The organism is Streptantibioticus ferralitis (assembly GCF_029223525.1).
GTDB lineage: Bacteria > Actinomycetota > Actinomycetes > Streptomycetales > Streptomycetaceae > Streptantibioticus_A > Streptantibioticus_A ferralitis.
In genome coordinates this window covers 35,713-56,884 of sequence record NZ_JARHTQ010000028.1, presented here as the reverse complement: position 1 = coordinate 56,884, position 21,172 = coordinate 35,713, and the positions used below count along the sequence as shown (strand labels likewise).

General features: G+C 71.1%; 18 protein-coding genes and 1 pseudogene. 11 read left to right on the top strand and 8 right to left on the bottom strand.

Annotated features, from left to right (window positions below; genetic code table 11):
- The first annotated feature begins 11 nt into the window (after positions 1 to 11).
- On the top strand, positions 12 to 698 hold the full coding sequence (locus P2L57_RS31115; RefSeq protein WP_275820195.1) for a DUF4191 domain-containing protein: 687 nt from the start codon (positions 12 to 14) through the stop codon (positions 696 to 698).
- Positions 699 to 756: 58 nt separating this feature from the next.
- On the opposite strand, the gene P2L57_RS31110 is transcribed toward P2L57_RS31115, so the two are convergent.
- Positions 757 to 1,224, bottom strand: coding sequence for an RDD family protein (locus P2L57_RS31110; RefSeq protein WP_275820193.1), 468 nt, complete (start codon positions 1,222 to 1,224; stop codon positions 757 to 759).
- Between the two features lie 201 nt (positions 1,225 to 1,425).
- Between P2L57_RS31110 and glnA the strand changes: the two genes are divergently transcribed.
- Entirely contained in the window at positions 1,426 to 2,835 is a 1,410-nt protein-coding gene (gene glnA / locus P2L57_RS31105; protein WP_275820191.1) for a type I glutamate--ammonia ligase, read from the top strand.
- Between the two features lie 628 nt (positions 2,836 to 3,463).
- Here the strand turns inward: glnA and P2L57_RS31095 are convergent.
- Complete coding sequence (locus tag P2L57_RS31095; protein WP_275820260.1) at positions 3,464 to 3,910, bottom strand: carboxymuconolactone decarboxylase family protein; 447 nt, start codon at positions 3,908 to 3,910, stop codon at positions 3,464 to 3,466.
- A gap of 148 nt (positions 3,911 to 4,058) precedes the next feature.
- Here P2L57_RS31095 and P2L57_RS31090 point away from each other — a divergent pair, with 148 nt between their 5' ends.
- Positions 4,059 to 4,931 (top strand): sigma-70 family RNA polymerase sigma factor, encoded by an 873-nt coding sequence (locus tag P2L57_RS31090; RefSeq protein ID WP_275820189.1) that lies wholly within the window; start codon positions 4,059 to 4,061, stop codon positions 4,929 to 4,931.
- A gap of 97 nt (positions 4,932 to 5,028) precedes the next feature.
- Here P2L57_RS31090 and P2L57_RS31085 read toward each other — a convergent pair whose 3' ends face one another.
- Positions 5,029 to 5,493: an SPW repeat protein gene (locus P2L57_RS31085; RefSeq protein ID WP_275820187.1), complete on the bottom strand. Its 465-nt coding sequence runs from the start codon at positions 5,491 to 5,493 to the stop codon at positions 5,029 to 5,031.
- A 253-nt stretch (positions 5,494 to 5,746) separates the two neighbouring features.
- Here P2L57_RS31085 and P2L57_RS31080 point away from each other — a divergent pair, with 253 nt between their 5' ends.
- Positions 5,747 to 6,133 carry a VOC family protein gene (locus P2L57_RS31080; RefSeq protein WP_275820185.1) on the top strand — a complete coding sequence of 129 codons (387 nt, stop codon included), beginning with the start codon at positions 5,747 to 5,749 and terminating at the stop codon, positions 6,131 to 6,133.
- Between the two features lie 216 nt (positions 6,134 to 6,349).
- On the top strand, positions 6,350 to 6,679 hold the full coding sequence (locus P2L57_RS31075; RefSeq protein WP_275820183.1) for a putative quinol monooxygenase: 330 nt from the start codon (positions 6,350 to 6,352) through the stop codon (positions 6,677 to 6,679).
- Between the two features lie 4 nt (positions 6,680 to 6,683).
- Here the strand turns inward: P2L57_RS31075 and P2L57_RS31070 are convergent.
- A pseudogene (locus P2L57_RS31070) lies at positions 6,684 to 7,273 on the bottom strand (lipid II flippase MurJ); the annotation flags it as partial.
- A gap of 13 nt (positions 7,274 to 7,286) precedes the next feature.
- Here P2L57_RS31070 and P2L57_RS31065 point away from each other — a divergent pair.
- The 4 genes from P2L57_RS31065 to P2L57_RS31050 all read left to right on the top strand — a co-directional run bounded on the left by P2L57_RS31065 (position 7,287) and on the right by P2L57_RS31050 (position 12,747).
- Positions 7,287 to 7,865, top strand: coding sequence for a rhomboid-like protein (locus P2L57_RS31065; protein ID WP_275820181.1), 579 nt, complete (start codon positions 7,287 to 7,289; stop codon positions 7,863 to 7,865).
- A gap of 118 nt (positions 7,866 to 7,983) precedes the next feature.
- On the top strand, positions 7,984 to 9,921 hold the full coding sequence (locus P2L57_RS31060) for a hypothetical protein (RefSeq protein ID WP_275820179.1): 1,938 nt from the start codon (positions 7,984 to 7,986) through the stop codon (positions 9,919 to 9,921).
- A gap of 35 nt (positions 9,922 to 9,956) precedes the next feature.
- On the top strand, positions 9,957 to 11,630 hold the full coding sequence (locus P2L57_RS31055; protein ID WP_275820177.1) for a glycoside hydrolase family 13 protein: 1,674 nt from the start codon (positions 9,957 to 9,959) through the stop codon (positions 11,628 to 11,630).
- A 232-nt stretch (positions 11,631 to 11,862) separates the two neighbouring features.
- Positions 11,863 to 12,747, top strand: coding sequence for a phosphatase PAP2 family protein (locus P2L57_RS31050; protein ID WP_275820175.1), 885 nt, complete (start codon positions 11,863 to 11,865; stop codon positions 12,745 to 12,747).
- A gap of 7 nt (positions 12,748 to 12,754) precedes the next feature.
- Here the strand turns inward: P2L57_RS31050 and P2L57_RS31045 are convergent, their stop codons facing one another.
- Complete coding sequence (locus tag P2L57_RS31045) at positions 12,755 to 15,754, bottom strand: bifunctional [glutamine synthetase] adenylyltransferase/[glutamine synthetase]-adenylyl-L-tyrosine phosphorylase (protein WP_275820173.1); 3,000 nt, start codon at positions 15,752 to 15,754, stop codon at positions 12,755 to 12,757.
- A gap of 270 nt (positions 15,755 to 16,024) precedes the next feature.
- On the opposite strand from P2L57_RS31045, the gene P2L57_RS31040 reads away from it, so the two are divergent.
- On the top strand, positions 16,025 to 16,900 hold the full coding sequence (locus tag P2L57_RS31040) for an alkaline phosphatase family protein (protein ID WP_275820171.1): 876 nt from the start codon (positions 16,025 to 16,027) through the stop codon (positions 16,898 to 16,900).
- A 458-nt stretch (positions 16,901 to 17,358) separates the two neighbouring features.
- Here P2L57_RS31040 and glnA2 read toward each other — a convergent pair whose 3' ends face one another.
- The 3 genes from glnA2 to P2L57_RS31025 form a co-directional block, all read right to left on the bottom strand.
- Positions 17,359 to 18,720: a gamma-glutamylpolyamine synthetase GlnA2 gene (gene glnA2, locus P2L57_RS31035; protein ID WP_275820168.1), complete on the bottom strand. Its 1,362-nt coding sequence runs from the start codon at positions 18,718 to 18,720 to the stop codon at positions 17,359 to 17,361.
- 169 nt (positions 18,721 to 18,889) lie between these two features.
- A complete protein-coding gene (locus P2L57_RS31030) occupies positions 18,890 to 19,801 on the bottom strand; it encodes an alpha/beta fold hydrolase (protein ID WP_275820166.1) in 912 nt (303 codons plus the stop codon).
- Positions 19,798 to 20,499: a DUF998 domain-containing protein gene (locus tag P2L57_RS31025; RefSeq protein WP_308292527.1), complete on the bottom strand. Its 702-nt coding sequence runs from the start codon at positions 20,497 to 20,499 to the stop codon at positions 19,798 to 19,800. The genes P2L57_RS31030 and P2L57_RS31025 overlap by 4 nt, the downstream gene beginning before the upstream one ends.
- 134 nt (positions 20,500 to 20,633) lie before the next feature.
- Here P2L57_RS31025 and P2L57_RS31020 point away from each other — a divergent pair, with 134 nt between their 5' ends.
- Positions 20,634 to 21,140 carry a hypothetical protein gene (locus tag P2L57_RS31020; RefSeq protein ID WP_275820164.1) on the top strand — a complete coding sequence of 169 codons (507 nt, stop codon included), beginning with the start codon at positions 20,634 to 20,636 and terminating at the stop codon, positions 21,138 to 21,140.
- Positions 21,141 to 21,172 lie beyond the last annotated feature (32 nt).

Genomic DNA, 21,172 nt, shown 5'->3' with positions numbered 1-21,172 from the left:
TCCTGTGCGGCATGGCGAGGGAGAATTCTGAGAACCCCGGGCGGCTGAAGCAGATCGGCCTGACCTACAAGATGACCCGGCGGGTCGACCCGAAGGTCGGCCTTGTCGTCGCCGGTGTGGGCATCGTCACCTTCGGTGTGATCCTCGCCGTCGGCTTCCTGATCGGCCACCCCGTCTATGCGGGCATCCTGGGCTTCCTGCTGGCCTTCCTCGCGATGGCGATCGTCTTCGGCCGCCGCGCCGAGCGGGCCGCCTTCGGGCAGATGGAGAACCAGCCGGGCGCCGCGGCCGCGGTGCTGGAGAACATCGGACGCGGTTGGACGGTCACGCCCGCGGTGGCGATGAACCGCAACCAGGACCTGGTGCACCGGGCGGTCGGCCGGGCCGGCATCGTGCTGGTCGGCGAGGGCAACCCGACCCGGGTCAAGGCTCTGCTGGCCGCGGAGAAGAAGAAGATGGCGCGGGTCGCCGTGGAGGCCCCGGTCACCGACATCATCGTCGGCGGCGGCGAGGGCGAGGTGTCGCTGAAGAAGATCCGCACCACGCTGCTGAAGCTGCCGCGGGTGCTGCCCGGCCCGAAGGTCACCGAGATCAACGACCGCCTCAAGGCGCTGGGCGACCTGATGAGCAACATGCCGATCCCGAAGGGGCCGATGCCGAAGAACGCTCGGATGCCCAAGAACGGCAAGATGCGCTGAGCGAACGCCACCCGAAAGGGGGTTCGGGGCCACGCCCCGAACCCCCTTTCGGGTTCCGTCAGATCCGCACCTGAACCGCGCGGGCCGCCTTGTCGTGCAGCCCGCGGCTGTCGCGGTCCCAGATCGTCGCCGGGACCACCAGAAGCAGCAGCACCGTACGCAGCACCACCGCGCCGATCCCCAGCCGTCCGCCGTCCTCCCGGACCACCCGCAGGCCCAGCAGCCGCTTGCCCGGAGTGCAGCCGACCGTCCCGACGGTGAGCAGACTGAGCACCCCGAACAGGACGAACGTCCAGTTGCTGGCCGCCTGCGCGCTGCCATGGGCCAGCAGGCCGTATGCGATCAGCAGGCACAGCGCCCAGTCGATGAACAGCGCCGCGATCCGCCGGCCCACCGGCGCGATCGAGCCGGACCCCTCCTGGGGCAGCCCCAGTCGCTTGCCCCGGTAGCCGAAATCGGCGCCCATCTGCTCGGCCGCCGCGCGCGGGCCGGAGATCCAAGATCCCAAAGCTTCCCGTTTGTCCACCCGACCAAGGTACTGCCCCCAGGGCTGGCGCCCGGCGCTGACCCCATGGGCCGCGGCACTCGGCGGTTAACGTCTGTGAAACAAATGGGTCATCCTTGAGAAATGCCGGATCCATATGGTCGGGACCAGCGTGCGCTACCGCACTGGTCGCACGGACCAGCAAGCCCCGAGCCACGCCAGGCCGGGCCGAGGAGGAGTTGGATGTTCCAGAACGCCGACGAGGCCAAGAAGTTCCTGCGGGACGAGGACGTCAAGTTCGTCGACGTCCGGTTCTGCGACCTGCCCGGCATCATGCAGCACTTCACGGTGCCGGTGGAGTCGTTCGATCCCACCGAGGACCTCGCGTTCGACGGCTCCTCGATCCGCGGCTTCCAGGCCATCCACGAGTCCGACATGGCCCTGCGCGCCGACCTGTCGACCGCTCGCGTCGACCCGTTCCGCCGGGACAAGACCCTCAACATCAACTTCTTCATCCACGACCCGATCACCGGCGAGCAGTACAGCCGTGACCCGCGGAACGTGGCGAAGAAGGCCGAGGCCTACCTCGCGTCCACCGGTATCGCGGACACCGCGTACTTCGGCCCGGAGGCGGAGTTCTACGTCTTCGACAGCGTGCGCTTCGACACCAAGTCGAACGAGTCCTTCTACCACATCGACTCCGAGGCGGGCGCCTGGAACACCGGTGCGCTGGAGGACAACCGCGGTTACAAGGTCCGTTACAAGGGCGGCTACTTCCCGGCCCCGCCGGTCGACCACTTCGCCGACCTGCGCGCCGAGATCTCCCTGGAGCTGAACAAGGCGGGCCTGAAGGTCGAGCGCCAGCACCACGAGGTGGGCACCGCCGGCCAGGCCGAGATCAACTACAAGTTCAACACGCTGCTGGCCGCCGCCGACGACCTGATGCTCTTCAAGTACATCGTGAAGAACGTCGCCTGGCGTAACGGCAAGACCGCGACCTTCATGCCGAAGCCGATCTTCGGCGACAACGGCTCGGGCATGCACTGCCACCAGTCGCTGTGGAACGCGGGCGAGCCGCTGTTCTACGACGAGCAGGGCTACGCGGGCCTGTCGGACACCGCCCGCTACTACATCGGCGGCATCCTCAAGCACGCCCCGTCGCTGCTGGCCTTCACCAACCCGACGGTGAACTCGTACCACCGCCTGGTCCCCGGCTTCGAGGCCCCGGTCAACCTGGTCTACTCCCAGCGCAACCGCTCCGCCGCGATCCGTATCCCGATCACCGGTGCCAACCCCAAGGCCAAGCGCATCGAGTTCCGCGCGCCGGACCCGTCCAGCAACCCGTACCTGGCCTTCTCGGCCCTGCTGCTGGCCGGCCTGGACGGCATCAAGAACAAGATCGAGCCCGCCGAGCCGGTCGACAAGGACCTCTACGAGCTCGCCCCCGAAGAGCACGCCAACGTCCCGCAGGTCCCGACCTCCCTCCCGGCCGTCCTCGACTCCCTCGAGGCCGACCACGAGTACCTGCTCCAGGGCGGCGTGTTCACCCAGGACCTGATCGAGACCTGGATCGACTACAAGCGCACCAACGAAATCGCCCCGATGCAGCTGCGCCCGCACCCGCACGAGTTCGAGCTGTACTTCGACATCTAAAGCGCGGGGTCGGGTGGCCTGGGGCCAGGGTCCAGAGACGTGCTGTGAACTGGGGAAGCGCTGCTCAGCGCTTCCCATCGATCCCGGCTGTCTTCCAGGGCCTTGTGCACCGGGTGCGCACCGGTCGTACAGATACCTGATGCATCGTCAGGTGGCACGGCAAGGGCCGCCATCTCCAGGGAGGAGGTGGCGGCCTTCGCTTGTGTGGTGAGCCACCCAGCGTCCGCTCAGCAGACTTCTACGTCTCCCGTTACCGGGCCGGGCATCGGCCAGGTCCGCGGCCTGTGGCGATGATCGCTGTATGCCGCTGACGGTCTTTTCCCCGACCTGGGGTGCGGCGAGGGCGGAGACGCCGTCTGGCTGGCCGCCCACACCTGGCGGGTGACCTCGGTCGACATACCTCCAACCGCCCTACGACGCAAGGCAGTTCACGCATCCACAGCCGGTGCCGACGACCGCCGTACAGCCGAAGGCGCGACCTGGCCCGCACCTTTCCCACCGGTAGGTTCGACCTGGTCTCCGCGCGCGGCGCCGGACCGCGGGACGGCAGTGCGTCGAGCCGCATGGTGTGCGGCCGGAGCAACTCACCGCGCGGCCAACGCACATACCCTCAAGAGTGCGAGCCCGGCTACCAGGTCACCGTGCCCGCGATCTGCTTGGTGGTGGCGTTGAGGCGGTTGAAGAGGTTGGTCACGCCGATCCACAGGAGCAGCCCCGCGAGCTGGCGCTCGTCGTAGTGGGCGGCGGCCTCGTCCCAGATCGCGTCGGGTACCGGGTCGGGCCGGTCGGCCAGCCGGGTGGCGGCCTCGGCGAGCGCCAGTGCCGCGCGTTCGGCGTCGGTGAAGTACGGCGTCTCCCGCCAGGCCGCCACCGCGAGCAGCCGCTCGTCGCTCTCGCCCGCCTTCCTGGCGCTGCGGGCGCCCGCGTCGACGCAGAAACCGCAGCCGTTGATCTGGCTCGCGCGCAGATGGACCAGTTCGAGCGTCGTCTCCGGCACACCACCCGTCCTCGCGGCCTTCACCACGGCCAGAATGGACTCCATGGCCTCAGGAATGATCACGGCCGGGTTCTGCATCCGTGCCCGCGTCGTCGCCATCGGCGTTCTCCCTTGTCACATCGTGTCGTGTCACATCGAGTCGGATTCGTTCGTCACTGCTCTGACGGACGTCACTGCACAAACCGACGTCACTGCACTGACGGAACGCGACGGGAGAATGTGACCGATGGACGAGAGCGAATTTCTGGCGGAACGGTTCGAGGCGCACCGCGGCCACCTGCGGGCGGTGGCCTACCGGATGCTCGGCTCGCTGAGCGAGGCGGACGACGCCGTCCAGGAAGCGTGGCTGCGGCTCAGCCGCTCGGGCAGCGGTGGCATCGACAACCTGGGCGGATGGCTGACGACCGTCGTCGGCCGGGTGTGTCTGGACATACTGCGATCCCGCACGTCGCGGGGCGAGGAGCCGCTGGCCGGGCGGGTGCCCGACCCGCTGGTGAGCAGCGCGGAAGGGATCGATCCAGAGCAGCAGGCGCTGCTGGCCGACTCGGTCGGTCTCGCGCTGCTCGTGGTACTGGAGACGCTGTCCCCGGCCGAGCGGCTGGCGTTCGTGCTGCACGACATGTTCGCGGTGCCGTTCGAGGAGATCGCCCCCATGGTCGGGCGCACCCCGACCGCGGCGCGGCAACTCGCGAGCCGGGCACGCCGCCGGGTGCAGGGGGCGGCCCCGGTCGCCGACGCCGATCTCACCCGTCAGCGAGAGGTCGTCGACGCCTTCCTCGCCGCCTCGCGCGGCGGTGACTTCGACGCGCTGGTCGCGTTGCTCGACCCGGATGTCGTTCTGCGGGCCGACACCGGTGCCGCAGCGGTGCCCATGGAGTTCCGCGGTGCGCGGGCGGTGGCCGGACAGGCGCTCGCCTTCCAGCGGTTCGCTCAGTTCGCGCGACCCGCGCTGGTGAACGGAACGGTAGGGGTCGTGACGGCTCCGGAGGGGCAGCCGATGGCGGTCATGGGGTTCACCATCCGGCGCGGGAAGATCGTCGAACTCGACATCCTCGCCGACGTCGAACGGCTGCGCCGACTCAATCTGACCGCCCTGTAGCCATAGCTGACAGATGGTCAGATCGACCGGCGCGCAAAGCGCGAAAGGCTGCCGCCCGCGCGCCGCCCCAAAGGCGCGTGGGAGACAGCCCTTCCGGTTACCGAGTGGCTGTTGTTGCTGCCGATGTCGCCTTCCTGCCCCTCACCACCGCCCCCGCGGCCACCAGGCCCAACAGGCAGATGACAGCGCCGACTACGACGTTGCTCCAGATGACGCCCGTGTCCGGAGCGCGGGTGACCACCCAGGGCGAGATGATCAGCCAGATCCCCATCGCGGCCGCGGCCCAGCTAAGGCCCGCCATCCGGTCGGGTGCCATGGTGAGACCGAGGCCGATCACGGCCACGGTGACGCCGATGATGAGGTTGTTGATCGCGAGGTCCGGACGGGCCGCGGAGAAGTGGACCGTCCAGGCCGAGACGGCGCACCACAGGCCGGCAAGGAGCACCAGCCCGTCCACGGCCACCTCGGTTCGCCCGGCCATCACACGGGCGTAGCGTTCCCGCATCTCGTGCACATCAGGGTGCTGCGAAAGATCACCTGCGTGGCGTGAGACGTCGGCCATACCACTCATCTCCTTCACTGCGCACACAACTGGACCGCGCCTGGCGGCGCGGGGCCGCATGTCCATTGTGCGCTTTTTGCCCATTTATCGAAACAGATCGTTCCTATCGCGTTCGATCACGGGTGATCCACCACCTGGCGTTCTTCCAGTACGGTCCAGACCACCAGTACGGTCCACATCACCAGTACGGTCCAGATCACCAGGGGGCGGCCGCCCCACTCGTGCGACGCCCGGCATACGAAGGAGTGAGCACGTGCTCGGCGACCTGCAGTGCGTCGTGCTGGACTGTCCCGAAGTCCTGCAACTGGCCCGTTTCTACCAGGGCTTGCTCGGCGGCGAGGTGAACCGGCCTGACCGGCGCGGGGCCCTGGGCGACGACTGGGCCACCCTGCACACCCCCGCCGGGAGCGTGCTCGCCTTCCAGCGCGCCGCGGACCACCGACCGCCGCGCTGGCCCGACCCCGAGCGGCCGCAGCAGTTCCATCTCGACATCGGTGTCAAGGACCTTGACGCCGCCGAGCGCGCGGTGCTCGGGCTCGGCGCCACCGCCCTGGACACCGGGGACGACGCCCGGGGATGGCGGATCTACGCCGACCCCGCGGGCCACCCGTTCTGCCTGGTACGCGAGGCCTCGGCGTAGCCGGTACGGGGTACGTACGGACGGGCGCCGGTGCCGGATGGCAGCCCGGGAGCGAAAGGTCGTGCGCCGGAGCTTTCTGGCCTATTTGGTGTGCCAGCCGCAAAAAGGACCGCGCGCCCGGGCGACGGCGGCGGCGGATGGCCGTAACGTCCTGGTGAGGGGGTGTTTGCCGGCGCGGTCGGCCGACCCCGGTGAATCAGCGAGAAGGGGACCTCGATGATCGTCGAGTACATCCGCTACCGCATCGCGGACCACGAGCGCCGCATCGCCTTCGAGAAGGCGTACGCGGCCGCCGCCGAACAGCTGGACCTCGCCCCGCAGTGCCTGGACTACGAGCTGGCGCAGGGCGTGGAGGACCCCGAGCGCTACGTGCTGCGCATCGAGTGGGCCTCGGTCGAGGACCATGAGCAGGGATTCCGCGGCGGCCCGTACTTCCGCGGGTTCCTCGCGGAGATCCGCCCGTACATCGGCGACATCGAGGAGATGAAGCACTACCAGCGCACCGCTGTGGTCTCCCGCACTCTTCGCTCGCCCGCCTCCCGATAACGGGTCAACGCACCACGCTCTTCGGGCTGTTCAGCTCGGTGACACGCAGCACACGGGCGAGGACCAGGTACAGCCCCGCCATCACCACACCGCCCGCGGCCAGTTCGACCACCGCGGACGCCGTCCCGGACGCGGCATGTGCGGCCGTCCATCCCGCGGCGGCCGCGGCCAGCGCGGCGGCGCCCAGCTTGCCCTAGGTCCGCAGCAGCCGCTCGCCGTCCAGCCGCCCCGCCAGCCGACGGCGCAGCAGTGCCGCGGTGACCAGCAGCCCGACGCCGTACGACGCGGCGTACCCGGCCGCCATCCCGGTCACCGCCCAGCGCACCGGCAGCAGCCAGTGGCAGACGGTGGCCAGCGCGATGTTCACCGTGGAGATCAACACGGCGGTCCAGAACGGGGTCCGGGTGTCCTCGAAGGCGTAGCAGCCGCGCAGCATCAGGTACTGGGCGGAGAACGGGATCAGGCCAAGACCGAACGCTGCAGCATCCGGCCGCAGGGCAGCGTCGGGGCGGCGCTCGCGGTCCCGTGCGCGAAGGCCAGCTCGGCGAGTTGCGGGCCGAACGCCAGGAAGAAGAACGCGGCGGGGACGATCACCGATGATGGACCGATGACCTCATCGCGAACGCGTGTCCCGTGGGCCACGGCGCTGTACGCCACAGTGGTGGCGCTCGGTGCGTACGGGATCGGGCAACTGGCCCCCGAGCGGCGCGAGAAGCTGCTGCGTGCCCACTCCACGAATCTCGACAACCTCCGCGCCGGTCGCTGGCACACCCTGGCCACCAGCGCCTTCCTCACCGAGGCGGCGCCGGGCCCGGCCCACACCGCGCTGCTGGTCACGGTGCTCGGCCGCTCGGAAGCGGCCTGGGGCGCGCGTCGCACGGCCGGGGTCTTCGCGCTGGGGCACATCGGCGCGAGCCTGCTGGTGTACGCGGGGCTGCGGGCCGTCGGCAGCTCGGCGGAGACGGCCCGGGCCATCGACGTGGGCCCGAGCTACGGCTTCAATGCGGTCGTGGGCGGCCGCGCCGCCCGCATCCCGCACCCCGGGCTGCGCGCGGCCGCCGTCACCGGGCTGTTGGCGCTGGGCGTACGGCCGTTGCTGCGGCGTCGGCGCGCGTTCGTGGACGCGGGCCATCTGGCCGCGCTGGCCATCGGCCTCGCGGCGGGCACCGCCAGGCGGTCCGGGTAGGGCGCCGGCCCACCGACCGTCGCGGCGGCCGGAAGCCGCTGACCCATCACCCAAACGATCGCGGTGACCATCGCTTGAACAACTCGTTTGACGGGACGTGGATACGCAGCAGGCAACCGTGACCGACGTCGAAGCCGTGGAAGCCGAGCCCGTGGATGTCGACGACGCCGAGGCGGCGCTCGTCGAGCACTATCCGCGGCTGGTGCGGATCGCGTACGTCACACTGCCCGCCGCCATGGGCCGGCATCGGCGGGTACTGCTCTCGCACCGGCTGGTGCAGCGCGCCCTGCCGCGCACCCGGCGTCCGGCCACCGGGGTCGGCGAGGACGCCGATCCGGCGTACGCCTTGGTGCGGGGCGAGGTGGTGCGGGGTGCGCTGGCCTACGGCAGGCGGCAGGCCGGATGGCGGCGTTGGGCGCGGGCCGCCCTGGTGGCCGCGCCGCTGCCGCCGCAGGTGCTGGGCCTGCGGCTGTTTCCGCGCACCGGGGACATGGACGAGCTCGCGCTGGACCGCGCCCTGTCCGAGCTGGACGCCCCGGCCCGGGCCGCGTACGCGGTGCGCGGGGTCGAGGGCCTCGACGAGGAGCAGACCACGGCGCTGCTGGCGGCGGTCGGGGTGGCCGCCCCGCGCAAGGCCATGCACGACGCGTCAGCCGCCGCGAAGACGGTGGACTTCCGGTCGCTGGCCACCGCCGAGTTCGACCCGTGCGTGGTGCACGCCCGGCCCACCGATCTGATGCGCAGGCGGCAGCACGTACGGGCCGGTGCGGCGATCGCCGCGGCGGCCACCGTCGCCGTCGCGCTGCTCGGGGTGCCGGGGGACGGTGGCGGCGGCGGTTTCGGGGCCGCGGGGCCGCTGGGGCCGCAACAGGCCGCGCTGAACCGGGTGTTGGACCCGTCCGGGGTGGTACGCGCGGACTCCGGCACCTGGACGCGCACCGCCCGACTGGACTTCTCCTCCTGGCCTGCGCGCGGCGACCGCACCGACGACCATGGCCTGCTGCAGCGCGCGCTCGACGTATGGGCCCGGCCGAGCGACGCGGTACGGGTCTCGGCCACCCCGGGCACCGCGCAGACCCCGCCGGTCACCTCGCCGCAGCTGCTGTTCGCGGGGGATGTGGAGGGTGCGGGCGTGGTGCTGCTCTACGACGGCCTGCGGGTGGTGCGGTACGCGGAGCCGGTGGACGGCGGCGCGGCGCCGGTGCTGGACTTCGCCCGGGTCGACGGCGCGTCCACCGCTTCGGCGTCCGCGGTGGTGGTCACCAGGTCCGACGGCAACGCCCGCTATCTGACCGCGCCGTGGATCGAGCACGCGGAGCTGCGGAACCTCCTCAAGCCCGGCGGGGCGCCGCAGCCGCTGAAGCGCTCGGCGGACGGTGTCACCGACCCGGTGCCGGTGCCGGCCGCCGACGGCTCGTGCGGCGCCGCCGACTCCTCGTGGACCGCGATGCGGCTGACCCCCAGGGCGGGCACCCCCGATCAGCAGCCGTTCCTGCTGACCGATCTGGCGGAGCTCACCCCCGCCCATCTGACCCATGCCAGCGGACCGGGCGCCAAACAGGGCGAGGTCAACGACCCGCAGGCGCTGGGCGATTGGGCGCACGCCGCCTGCCGGCTCGCTGCGGCGCGTGGCAACGGCGTGCGTACGGTGGGGAACTGGCAGTTCGCCGACCAGCAGCTGCCGGACGACGCCGGTACGGCGAACTGGCTGTGCACCCGGGCCGACACCTGGTCCGGCGCCGACCATGTCTCGGTGCAGTTCGTGCCGCCGGCGACCGCCGCGAACACCCCGGCCACCGTGGTCGCCCGCGGGCAGTCCACCGCGGCCTGCGGCCCGATGTCGCCCGGTGTGCTGTCCGGCGTGCTGTGGAAGTCGCCCACCGGCCACTGGTACCTGGTGGCGGCGGGCAGCCCCGAGGTGACGTCGATCAGCGCTGGCGGCGCGGTGCGCAGCACCGCTGACGGCCACACCCTGGCCGTACCCGCCAAGCCGACGAGTCACCCGGAGCTCAGCGGCCGACTGCCGGACGGCAGTACCCTCGCCGCACTGACGTAGGCCATGGCCGCGCCCCCGGAGGTCCAGCAGAATCCATGACCAGCCAGCATCTCGCCGACGCCGTCTGCCCGACGCCCCGTCTCCCCGACCGTCAGGAACGCTCCGAATGGTGGCGTGAGGCGGTCATCTACCAGGTGTATCCGCGCAGTTTCGCGGATGCGAACGGCGACGGCATGGGCGATCTGCCCGGCGTCCGGGCGCGTCTGCCGTATCTGCGGGAGCTGGGCGTCGACGCCGTGTGGCTCTCGCCCTTCTACGCCTCACCGCAGGCCGACGCCGGGTACGACGTCGCGGACTACCGTGCGGTGGACCCGATGTTCGGCACCCTCACCGACGCCGACGACCTGGTACGGGACGCGCATGCGTTGGGGCTGCGGGTGATCGTGGACGTGGTGCCCAACCACTGCTCCGACCAGCACGAGTGGTTTCAGCGGGCGCTGCGGGAGGGGCCGGGATCGGCGCTGCGCGAGCGGTTCCACTTCCGTCCCGGCAAGGGCTCGGACGGTGAACTGCCGCCGAACGACTGGGAGTCCATCTTCGGCGGACCGGCCTGGACCCGGGTGACCGAACCGGACGGGACGCCCGGCGAGTGGTATCTGCACCTGTTCGCCGCCGAACAGCCCGATTTCAACTGGGACCACCCGGCGGTGCACGAGGAGTTCCGGTCGATCCTGCGGTTCTGGTTGGACCTTGGCGTGGACGGCTTCCGGGTCGATGTGGCGCACGGGCTGGTGAAGGCGCCCGGCCTGCCCGACATCGGGCACGACGAGCAGTTGAAGCTGCTCGGCAACCAGGTGCTGCCGTTCTTCGACCAGGACGGTGTGCACGAGATCTACCGTGACTGGCGCACCGTCTTGGACAGCTACCCGGGCGAGCGCATCGCGGTCGCCGAGGCATGGACCCCGACGGTGCAGCGCAGCGCGCTGTACCTGCGTCCGGACGAACTGCACCAGGCGTTCAACTTCGAGTACCTCACCACCGGTTGGGACGCGGCCGAACTGCGCCGGGTGATCGAGGACTCGCTCGCCGCGATGAGCGCGGTGGGCGCCCCCGCGACCTGGGTGCTGTCCAACCACGACGTGGTACGGCACTCGACGCGCCTGGGCGTCGGTGACGCGGCGCGCGGACTGCGCCGGGCACGGGCGGCGACGCTGCTGATGCTGGCGCTGCCCGGCTCCGCGTATCTCTACCAGGGCGAGGAGTTGGGGCTGCCCGAGGTGACGGAACTGCCGGACGAGTTCCGACAGGATCCGGCCTTTTTCCGCAGCAGCGGACAGGAGGGCACCCGTGACGGCTGCCGGGTGCCGATTCCCTGGTCGGGCAGCGCGGCCCCGTACGGCTTCGGTCCGGTCGACGGCGGCCCGAGTTGGCTGCCGCAGCCGGAGGGCTGGGCGAAGTTGAGCGTCGAGGCGCAGACCGGTGACCCCGACTCGACGCTGGAGTTCTACCGCGCCGCGCTCGCGGTGCGCAGGGACCACCCGGCACTGGGCGCGGGCGACCGCGTGACCTGGCTGGACGCTCCGGAAGGCGTGCTGGCGTTCCGTCGGGACAGCGCCCGGGGCGGCCTCGGGTGCACGGTCAACCTGACCGCGCACCCGTTGCCCGTCCGCGTGCCGGGGCGGCCGCTGTTGGCCAGCGCGGACATCGATGCAGCGCCGGGCGCTGAGGTGGTACTGCCTGGTGATACGGCGGTCTGGTGGGGTGTGTGAGCCTCGGCCGCGGCGCCCACGATTCACCCGTTCGGGCGTATGGGATCATGATCGGACTGGGCTCGTAGGTTCCCACGATTCTGCGCGGTTCCCGATTTGTCGGCTCCCGGCCCGTTGGGTCGCGTGGCATCCGAAACCGCACTCGCAGTCGGACCTGAGGCGTACTCGGGATGTCGAAGACCCGACCAAGGGATGATCTGTGAGTGGAGAGCATCTGGCAGACTGTCCGCCTATGGGGGAACCGACAGCGAAGATCCTGGAAGGCCGTACGGCCGTCCCTGCGCGCTCCACCGGTTCCATCGAAGCCGATGGAGCAGCGCGTGAGGACCGCCGCACGGAGGTGCAGCGCACGCTGATCTCCCGGCTTCGCAAACCCCGCAGACCCCGCCTGTGGTTCGAGATTCTGCTCATCGGCGTCAGCTACTGGGTGTACTCGCTGGTACGCAACGCGGTGCCCGAGCAGGAGAAGTCCGCGATGCATCACGCGCTCCAGGTCTGGCACTTGGAGCAGTCCATCGGCGTTGCCGTGGAACAGCACGTCAACCACGCTATTAACTCCGTGACGTGGCTGATCGTGGGTATGAACTACTACTACGCGACGCTGCACTTCATCATGACGATCGCGGTGCTCGTCTGGCTGTTCCGCCGACATCCGGGGCGGTACGCGTCGGCTCGGCTCACCATTTTCGCGACCACCGGTATCGCGTTGGTGGGTTTCTACTTCTTCCCGCTGGCGCCGCCGCGGCTGATGCGGGGCGGCCCCGGTTTCGTCGACACCGTCGCCGTGCACCACACCTGGGGTTCGATGGCGTCCGGCGATCTGGCCCATGTCTCCAACCAGTTCGCGGCGATGCCGTCGATGCACATCGGCTGGTCGCTGTGGTGCGGCATCACCATCGCGACGTTGGCCCGCCCGCCGTGGGCGCGGGTGCTGGGGGTGCTGTATCCGGTGACCACCCTGGTCGTGATCATCTCCACCGCCAACCACTTCTGGCTGGACGCGCTGGGCGGCGTGGTCTGCCTCGCCATAGGGTTCTCGGTCTCCTACGCGGTGTACGGGCGTTTCATGTACCGGCTGCCGCGGTACGTGGCGAAGACCGCCAAGGCCACCGCGTAACCGACGTCTACGCTTCGTACTCGTAGAAGCGGCGCTCCACCACCGCCCGGGCGCGCCGGGTGATACGGCGGTAGTCGTCCACCATGGCGCCCACCTGCCCGGCTCCGTAGCCGAGGTAGCGGCCGACCGCCGCCAGCTCCCGTCCGTCGCTGGGGAAGGTGTCGCCGGGGCGGCCGCGCACCAGCATGACCGCGTTCCGCACCCGGGTGGCCAGCACCCAGGCCTCGTCCAGGATGGCGGCGTCCTCGGCGTCGACCAGACCGGCCGCGCAGGCGGCGGCCAGCGCCTCCCGGGTGCGGGTGGTGCGCAGACCGGGCTCGACCCAGCCGTGCCGCAACTGCAGCAGTTGTACCGTCCACTCCACGTCGGACAGTCCGCCGCGGCCGAGCTTGGTGTGGGTGGTGGGGTCGGCGCCGCGCGGCAGTCGCTCGGCCTCCATCCGGGCCTTGAGCCGCCGGATCTCGCGTACCGCCTCCTCGCCGAGCCCCTCGGCCGGGTACCGCAGCGGGTCGACCAGCTCGATGAACCGCGCGCCCAGATCGGGGTCACCGGCCGCCGGTGCCGCGCGCAGCAGCGCCTGGCTCTCCCACACCAGCGCCCAGCGCCGGTAGTAGGCGGCGTACGAGGCGAGCGAGCGCACCAGCGGGCCGCTCTTGCCCTCCGGGCGCAGATCGGCGTCGACGATCAGCGGCGGGTCGGTCGTGGGAATCTGCAGTAGCCTGCGCAGTTCGTTGGCGACCTTCAGCCCTGCCTTGGCGGCCTCGTGCTCCTCGGCGCCCGGCACCGGCTCATGGACGAACAGCACATCGGCGTCGGATCCGTAGCCGAGCTCACGGCCGCCGAAGCGGCCCATCCCGATGACGGCGATCCGGGTCGGCAGCGGCTCCCCCGCGCCGACGGCGTTGACGGCGGCCTGCAGGGCGCCCGCGAGGGTCGCGGTGGTCAGGTCGGAGATGGCGGTACCGACCGCGTCCACGGCCGCGCCGGGGTCGTCCTCGGGATGGAAGCCGCCGGTCAGATCGGCCGCCGCGGTACGGAACAGCTCACGGCGGCGCACACCGCGCACCACGGTGACGGCGGTCTCCGCGGTGTCGGCGCGCTTGACGGCGGCCAGCACCTCCTGTTCCAGCGCGGGCAGGGCGCGCGGCCGCAGTCCTTCGGGGTCGCCGAGCAGTGCGACCGCCTCGGGGGCGCGCAGCAGCAGATCGGGGGCGAGGCGTCCGGCGGAGAGCACCCGGGCCAGGTTCTCGGCGGCGGCGCCCTCGTCCCGTAGCAGCCGCAGGTACCAGGGGGTGCGGCCCAGGGCGTCCGACACCTTGCGGAAGTTCAGCAGACCGGCGTCCGGGTCGGCGGAGTCGGCGAACCAGCCGAGCAGCACCGGCAGCAACGTGCGCTGGATCGCCGCCTTGCGGCTGACGCCGGAGGCCAGCGCCTCCAGGTGGCGCAGCGCGGAGGCCGGGTCCGCGTAGCCGAGCGCTTCCAGCCGCTGCCGGGCGGCGTCCGGGCTGAGCCGGGCGGCGCCGGGTTCGAGCTGGGCGAAGGCGTCGAGCAGCGGACGGTAGAACAGCTTCTCGTGCAGCCGCCGCACCTCCACCGCGTGCCGCCGCCACTCCCGGTTCAGCTCGGCCACCGGATCCGAGCGGAAGCCCAGCGATCTACCGAGTCGGCGCAGATCCGCGTCGCCCTCGGGCACCAGGTGGGTACGCCGCAACTTGTAGAGCTGTATGCGGTGTTCCATGGAGCGCAGGAACCGGTACGCGGCGTCCAGCGCGGCGGCGTCCGCGCGACCCACGTAGCCGCCCTCGGCGAGCTGGCTCAAGGCGGTCAGCGTGGTGCCGCTGCGTAGCGCCGGGTCGGTGCGGCCGTGCACCAACTGCAGGAGCTGGACGGCGAATTCGACGTCGCGCAGGCCTCCCGGGCCGAGTTTGAGTTCGCGGTCCAGATGCGCGGCGGGGATGTTGTCCACCACACGGCGGCGCATCTCCTGTACGTCGGTGACGAAGTGCTCGCGCTCGGCGGCCTGCCAGACCATCGGTGAGAGCGTCTCGATGTAGGCCTGGCCAAGAGCCGGGTCGCCCGCGACCGCGCGGGCCTTGAGCAGGGCCTGGAACTCCCAGGTCTTGGCCCACCGCCGGTAGTACGCGAGATGGCTGGTGAGGGTGCGTACCAGGGGGCCGTTCTTGCCCTCGGGGCGCAGGTTGGCGTCGACCTCCCAGATGGTGCCTTCTGAGGTGGTCGCCGAGCAGACCCGCATCATACGGGCGGCCAGCCGGGTCGCCGCCCGCAGTGCCTTGCCCTCGTCGCCGCCGTCCGGGGTTTCGGCGACGAAGATCACGTCCACGTCGGACTCGTAGTTCAGCTCGCGTCCGCCCGCCTTGCCCATGGCGATCACCGCGAGTCGGCATGCGGCGGCGTCCGCGGGCTGCTCGGCCTCGGCGATGGCGAGCGCCGCGCGCAGCGTCGCGGTGGCGAGGTCGGCGAGCTCGGCGGCGGTCTCCGCGAGGTCGCTGGTGCCGCAGACGTCGCGGGCGGCGATCGCCAGCAGGCAGCGGCGGTAGGCGGCGCGCAGCGCGTCCTCGGGGGCGGCGCCCGGCATGTCCGCCATGCCCTGGCGCAGGCCGCGCTCGAACTCCTCGATCCCGGGGTGCAGATCGGTCGACTCGTAGGTCACCAGGGCGTGCCAGTCGCGCGGATGCCGCGCCAGATGGTCGCCGAGCGCCTCGGAGGAGCCCAGCACACCGAGCAGCCGGTCGCGCAGTGGTTTGGACCCGGTCAGGGTGTCCAACAGGGCCTGCCGCTCGGCGGGCTCCTGCGCCTCGACCATCCGCACCAGACCGCGCAGCGCCAGATCGGGGTCGGCGGTCGCACCGAGCGCGTCCAGCAGCACCGAATCGCCGCGCGCCGCCGACAACTCGGGGACGTCGAGCAGCCGCTCGGCCGCGTCCGGGTCGGTGAACCCGTGCCGCAGCAGCTTGCTGAACGTACTGCTGCGCCGCCCTTCCAGCATGGGCCCGTCCTCCTCTTGATCGCCCCGGGTGCGTCGTCGGTCCGCGGCGCCTTGATCGCTCGCAGCGTCCGCCGCGAGCGTATCCGGCGGGGGCCCGACCCGGTACGTCACCACCGTCCTTCAGCGTCGTCCTTCGGCCGCCTCGCGCGTATCCGTAGCGTTCCCCAGATCTTCACCGTTCGAGCACAGACCGCGGTACGGCGCCACTCCTAGTCTGGCGGAGCTCCGCACGCACAGCCCCGGTACTTCCCCACAGACACGGAGGCCGCAGTGCCCAGCACCAATCTTCGTACGTCTCGTCGTGCCCTCACCGCTCTGGCGTCCGCCGTCGCGCTGGCCGCCGCCTGGGCGGGCACCGTCGCCACCCCGGCCCACGCGGCGAACGGCGTTCCCACGCCGGACCACGTCATCGTCGTGATGCTGGAGAACCACGGGTACGACCAGGTCATCGGCAGCTCCAACGCTCCCTACATCAACTCGCTGGTGAGCGGCGGCGCGAACCTGACCGACATGCACGCGGAAACCCATCCGAGCCAGCCCAACTACTACGCGCTGTTCTCCGGCGACACCCAGGGCATCACCGACGACTCCTGCGTCACCCCCGGCTTCAGCTCGGCGGAGAACCTCGGCTCGGAACTGACGGCCGCGGGCAAGAACTGGGCCAGCTACAACGAGTCGCTGCCCAGTCAGGGCGACACGGTCTGTCGCACCGGCGACTACGCGCAGAAGCACAACCCGTGGTTCGGCTTCAGCAACGTCCCGACGTCGTCGGCGAACACGTTCGACCAATTCCCCACGGACTACTCGCAGTTGCCGCAGGTGTCGTTCGTGGTCCCGAACCTCTGCAACGACATGCACGACTGCTCGGTCAGCACCGGTGACACCTGGCTGCAGAACAACCTCGGCGGCTATGCCAGTTGGGCCCAGACCCACAACAGCGTCCTGATCGTCACCTTCGACGAGGACGAGGGAACGGACACCAACAACATCCCGACGGTCCTGTACGGCCAGCCGGTCACAGCGGGCAGCAGCTCGTCCACCACCTACAGCCACTACGACCTGCTGCGCACCATCGAGGACATGAACGGCCTGACCTACGCCGGAAACGCGGCCTCAGCATCCGACATCACCGGCATCTGGAACTGACCTCCGTCAGCCGACCAGCCTGACGCACAGCGCCGCGACGTCCTCCTCGGACACGCCCGCCGCGGTCAAGCAGGCCTCGGCGTCGAGCCGTTCGGGTGGCCAGCCCCCTACGGTCGCGCCCGGCGGCGCAGTGCACGATGACGCCGCCGGGCCGCGACCGAGCGACGGCCGTGGCGGGGCGCCACTCGCGTGAGTGCCCGCTTTGCCGCGCGTGGCAAGGCGGGCACTCACGTTCAGGGAAGCTGATGCGTCCTCCTCAACTGGCGGACCGACGGCGGCGGCCAGAATCCAGACGGTCTGCGCCTCCGATGGCAGGGCGGAAGTCGCCGCTGTCGCGTATCGGCACATGCCTGAAGGCTGGAGACGTCGCGGGACACGGGCCACCGCTTCAGGAGTTCGGCCCGGCCAGCGGTTCACCGCCGCTGGCCCGAAGCGTCGTCGCGCTCTGACCCGCGCACCTACAGCACCGGCAGGTTCTTCCGCAGTTCGAACGGGGTGACCTCCGACCGGTACTCCTCCCACTCCTGCTTCTTGTTGCGCAGGAAGAAGTCGAAGACATGCTCCCCGAGCGTCTCGGCGACCAGTTCGCTGCGCTCCATCAGGGCGATCGCCTCGCCCAGGTTCTGCGGCAGGGGCTCGATGCCCAGGGCGCGGCGCTCCGCGTCGGACAGTGCCCAGACGTCGTCGTCCGCGCCCGCCGGGAGTTCGTAGCCCTCCTCAACGCCCTTGAGACCGGCGGCGAGCAGCACCGCGTAGGTCAGATAGGGGTTGGCGCCGGAGTCGATGGAGCGGACCTCGACACGGGTGGAGACGGTCTTGCCGGGCTTGTACATCGGGACCCGGATGAGGGCGGAGCGGTTGTTGTGGCCCCAGCAGATGTACGAGGGGGCCTCGCCGCCCGCGCCCGCGGTGCGCTGGGAGCCGCCCCAGATGCGCTTGTAGGAGTTGACCCACTGGTTGGTGACCGCGGAGATCTCACCGGCGTGGTGCAGCAGTCCGGCGATGAACGAGCGGCCGACCTTGGAGAGTTGGTACTCGGCGCCGGACTCGTGGAACGCGTTGCGGTCGCCCTCGAAGAGGGACAGGTGGGTGTGCATCCCCGAGCCGGGGTACTCCGAGAACGGCTTGGGCATGAAGGTGGCCTGCACCCCCTGCTCCAGCGCGACCTGCTTCATCACCAGCCGGAACGTCATGATGTTGTCGGCCGTGGACAGCGCGTCCGCGTACCGCAGGTCGATCTCCTGCTGGCCGGGCGCACCCTCGTGGTGGGAGAACTCCACCGAGATGCCCATGGACTCCAGCATGGTGATGGCCTGCCGCCGGAAGTCCTGGCCGACGTGCTGCGGGGTGTGGTCGAAGTAGCCGGAGGAGTCGGCCGGGGTGGGCCGGGTGCCGTCCGCCGGCTTGTCCTTCAGCAGGAAGAACTCGATCTCGGGGTGGGTGTAGAAGGTGAACCCGAGGTCCGAGGTCCTGGACAGGGTCCGCTTGAGCACATAGCGCGGGTCCGCGTACGACGGCGAGCCGTCCGGCATGAGGATGTCGCAGAACATCCGGGCGGTGCCCGGGGACTCGGCGCGCCACGGCAGGATCTGGAAGGTGCCCGGGTCCGGCTTGGCCAGCATGTCGGACTCGTAGACGCGGGCGAAGCCCTCGATCGCGGAGCCGTCGAACCCGATGCCCTCGTCGAATGCCTGCTCAAGCTCGGCGGGCGCCACCGCGACGGACTTCAGGAAGCCCAGCACATCGGTGAACCACAGCCGTACGAAGCGGATGTCGCGCTCCTCCAGCGTCCGGAGCACGAACTCCTGCTGCTTATCCATGGGCTCTATCCTCGCAGGTCAGACGGGCAGGTCAGACGGCTTGCTCGCCGGGATCGGCGCACTGTAGCGGAGCGCTGCCCAGAGCACACCAGTATCACCGAGAAGGGTTTCCGACGCGTTACGCGGAACGTCACACGCTTACCGCCATTGTGGAACATGAGCTGGCACTTCAGGTACGCGCCCTCCCCAGTGGAATGCCCGGGTCGAGCAGTGCGGACGCCACCGCCTGCGGACGGTCGATCATGATCAGGTGCCCGGACGGGGTGACGATCTTGAATCGGGCGCCGAGTTCGTCGGCGAGACACAGCTGACGGCGCAGCCAGTGCAGCGCCCGGCGTGACCCGCTGCCGTCGTACGCGGCCAGCACGGTCACCGGGACCGCGGGCAGCGGACGACGGGTGCGCAGCTCGTGGATCTCGGCCGCCATGTCCGGGTAGCGGGCGTTCTCCAGCAAGGTGGCGCGCAGCACCCGGCCGGTGCGGTAAGTGCGCCGCACCAGTGGTGCGGAGGCCGGGTCGCAGCCGGCCAGCGTCGTCGCGCTCCACGCCAGACGGCGGCTCGTCGGCCCGAGGACGTACGGCACGGCGGCAGCGGTCAGGGCTGCGGCCAGCGCCCGTGCGGCGGCGGTGCGCAGCCCGCTGGCCGTGGGCGGCTCCGGGGCTTCCTCGGCACTGGCGTCCACCAGCAGCAGGCCCGCCGTGCGCTCGGGGTACAGCCGGGCGAAGGCCTCGGCGTGGAAGCCCGCGACGGCGTGCCCGGCGACGGTGCACGGTCCGTGCAGGCCGAGCGCGTCCAGTACCCGGCGGATCCGGTCGGCCTCGGCGGCGGCGGTGGGCACGGCGACCGGCGGGGCGCTGAACCCGTACCCGGGCCGGTCGAACCGCACCACCGTGCGGTACGGCGTGACCAGCGGGATCACCGGATCCCAGTCGAACCAGCTCAGCCCGAGTCCGCCGCTGAGTACGCATACCGGCCCCGCGCCCTCGCGCAGTACGTGCAGCGCGGTGCCGCCGACGCGCAGGATGCGGCCGGGCGGAGCGGTGCCCTGCGCGGCGCACCTGGGGAGTTCGCGGGCGGTCATGGCGGCGGGAGCTTCGGGTGACAGCCCTCTCGGGGCGGCATCGCCCGGGCCGGCGGGCGAACTGGGGTGCTTTGGGCGGCGCCCCTGGCCCGCCGCCCATCGGCCGCACCGCCCGGCGCCGGGCGGCGGGCGACGCAGACCGCCAGCGTGCCGATCCATACCGCTACCAGCAGGGCCAGCAGCCGCTGCCCCGCCACCAGCGACAAAGTGCCGCGCCCGGTCCGGATGGCGGCCGTGGCGCTCAACGCCCATACGGTGACGGCCGGTTCGGCGGGGACGAGGGGCGGTCCGGCCCGGTGCGGCGGCGGCCACCAGCCGTGCCGCCGTGCCGCCAGGATGAACGCCACCAGCGCGGTGCGGGCGGCGAGCATGGCGGCGGTGCTGCTCACCGCGAGGGCCGTCCTGGCGGGCGTGGACCGGCAGCGGCGCGGCGGCAGCGGGAGTTCGAGGGCGGATCCGGCGAGTACGACCAGGCCCGCCACCAGGTCGGTAGCGCGGAACAGGCTGCCGAGCGGCTGGTCGGCGGCGGCCAGTTCGCTGCGGTAGGCCCGCCGAGGGCCGAGTGCGGCGGCGAGGACGACCTCCAGGACCCAGGCGGTGTACGCGACGGCCCCGAGCAGCAGTGGCACGGCTGTGACCGGCGCCGGGACAGGGCGGTGGTCGCCCGGCCGCCGTCGGCGATGCGGGGATGACGCCATGGGGGTCCGTTCCGTCGGTCTCTGGCTCCATCGTCTGGCGGTGCTGCGGGCGACGCATTCCGGGGTGAGTCGCTGTCAGTGGCGGTGTGTAGTGTTTTTCCCGAAGCTGCCCGTGCGGCAGGAGATGCCAGGAAGTGACCAGGCCGGAAGTCACCAGGCCGAACGACACCAGGCCGAACGAGACCAGGGGGTGTGCGATGGTTCGCCGACTGCTGCTCTTCGCCGCCCTGCTGTTCGGGATCTTCACCATGCACACCGCCGGGCATCCCGCGGCGCCCGCCATGCCCGCCATGCCGGGGATGACGGCGGCTGCGGACATCAGCTCGGCGCCGCCGGTGACGGCACACGGCATGGCCGGCACCCGGCCGGTGCCGCTGTCGGCCGCCGAGTCGCCCTCCCCCGGCCATGATCGGCATCCCCAACCCGCCCACTCCATGGACCCGTTGTCGGTCTGCGTTGCCGTGCTCGGCGCGTGGAGCACCGCGCTCCTCCTCGCCCTCGGGCTCGCACTGGGGTTGGCGGACGCGGGGGCGGTGGCCGCCCTGGCGGCGCTGCGGGAGCGTCTGACGGGGATGCCCCGTCCGATACCGCCGCCCCGCATATCGCTGTGCCTCGCCCGTCTGTCGGTATCACGCATATAGGCCCCGCCATCGGCCGCCCGCGCGGCCGCATG

Excerpts from the sequence above, each read along its gene's own strand:
- P2L57_RS31115 (WP_275820195.1), top strand. The coding sequence starts at position 12 with ATGGCGAGGGAGAATTCTGAGAACCCCGGGCGGCTGAAGCAGATCGGC.
- glnA (WP_275820191.1), top strand. The coding sequence starts at position 1,426 with ATGTTCCAGAACGCCGACGAGGCCAAGAAGTTCCTGCGGGACGAGGAC.
- P2L57_RS31095 (WP_275820260.1), bottom strand. The coding sequence starts at position 3,910 with ATGCAGAACCCGGCCGTGATCATTCCTGAGGCCATGGAGTCCATTCTG.
- P2L57_RS31090 (WP_275820189.1), top strand. The coding sequence starts at position 4,059 with ATGGACGAGAGCGAATTTCTGGCGGAACGGTTCGAGGCGCACCGCGGC.
- P2L57_RS31085 (WP_275820187.1), bottom strand. The coding sequence starts at position 5,493 with ATGGCCGACGTCTCACGCCACGCAGGTGATCTTTCGCAGCACCCTGAT.
- P2L57_RS31075 (WP_275820183.1), top strand. The coding sequence starts at position 6,350 with ATGATCGTCGAGTACATCCGCTACCGCATCGCGGACCACGAGCGCCGC.
- P2L57_RS31065 (WP_275820181.1), top strand. The coding sequence starts at position 7,287 with ATGACCTCATCGCGAACGCGTGTCCCGTGGGCCACGGCGCTGTACGCC.
- P2L57_RS31055 (WP_275820177.1), top strand. The coding sequence starts at position 9,957 with ATGACCAGCCAGCATCTCGCCGACGCCGTCTGCCCGACGCCCCGTCTC.
- P2L57_RS31050 (WP_275820175.1), top strand. The coding sequence starts at position 11,863 with ATGGGGGAACCGACAGCGAAGATCCTGGAAGGCCGTACGGCCGTCCCT.
- P2L57_RS31045 (WP_275820173.1), bottom strand. The coding sequence starts at position 15,754 with ATGCTGGAAGGGCGGCGCAGCAGTACGTTCAGCAAGCTGCTGCGGCAC.
- glnA2 (WP_275820168.1), bottom strand. The coding sequence starts at position 18,720 with ATGGATAAGCAGCAGGAGTTCGTGCTCCGGACGCTGGAGGAGCGCGAC.
- P2L57_RS31030 (WP_275820166.1), bottom strand. The coding sequence starts at position 19,801 with ATGACCGCCCGCGAACTCCCCAGGTGCGCCGCGCAGGGCACCGCTCCG.
- P2L57_RS31025 (WP_308292527.1), bottom strand. The coding sequence starts at position 20,499 with ATGGCGTCATCCCCGCATCGCCGACGGCGGCCGGGCGACCACCGCCCT.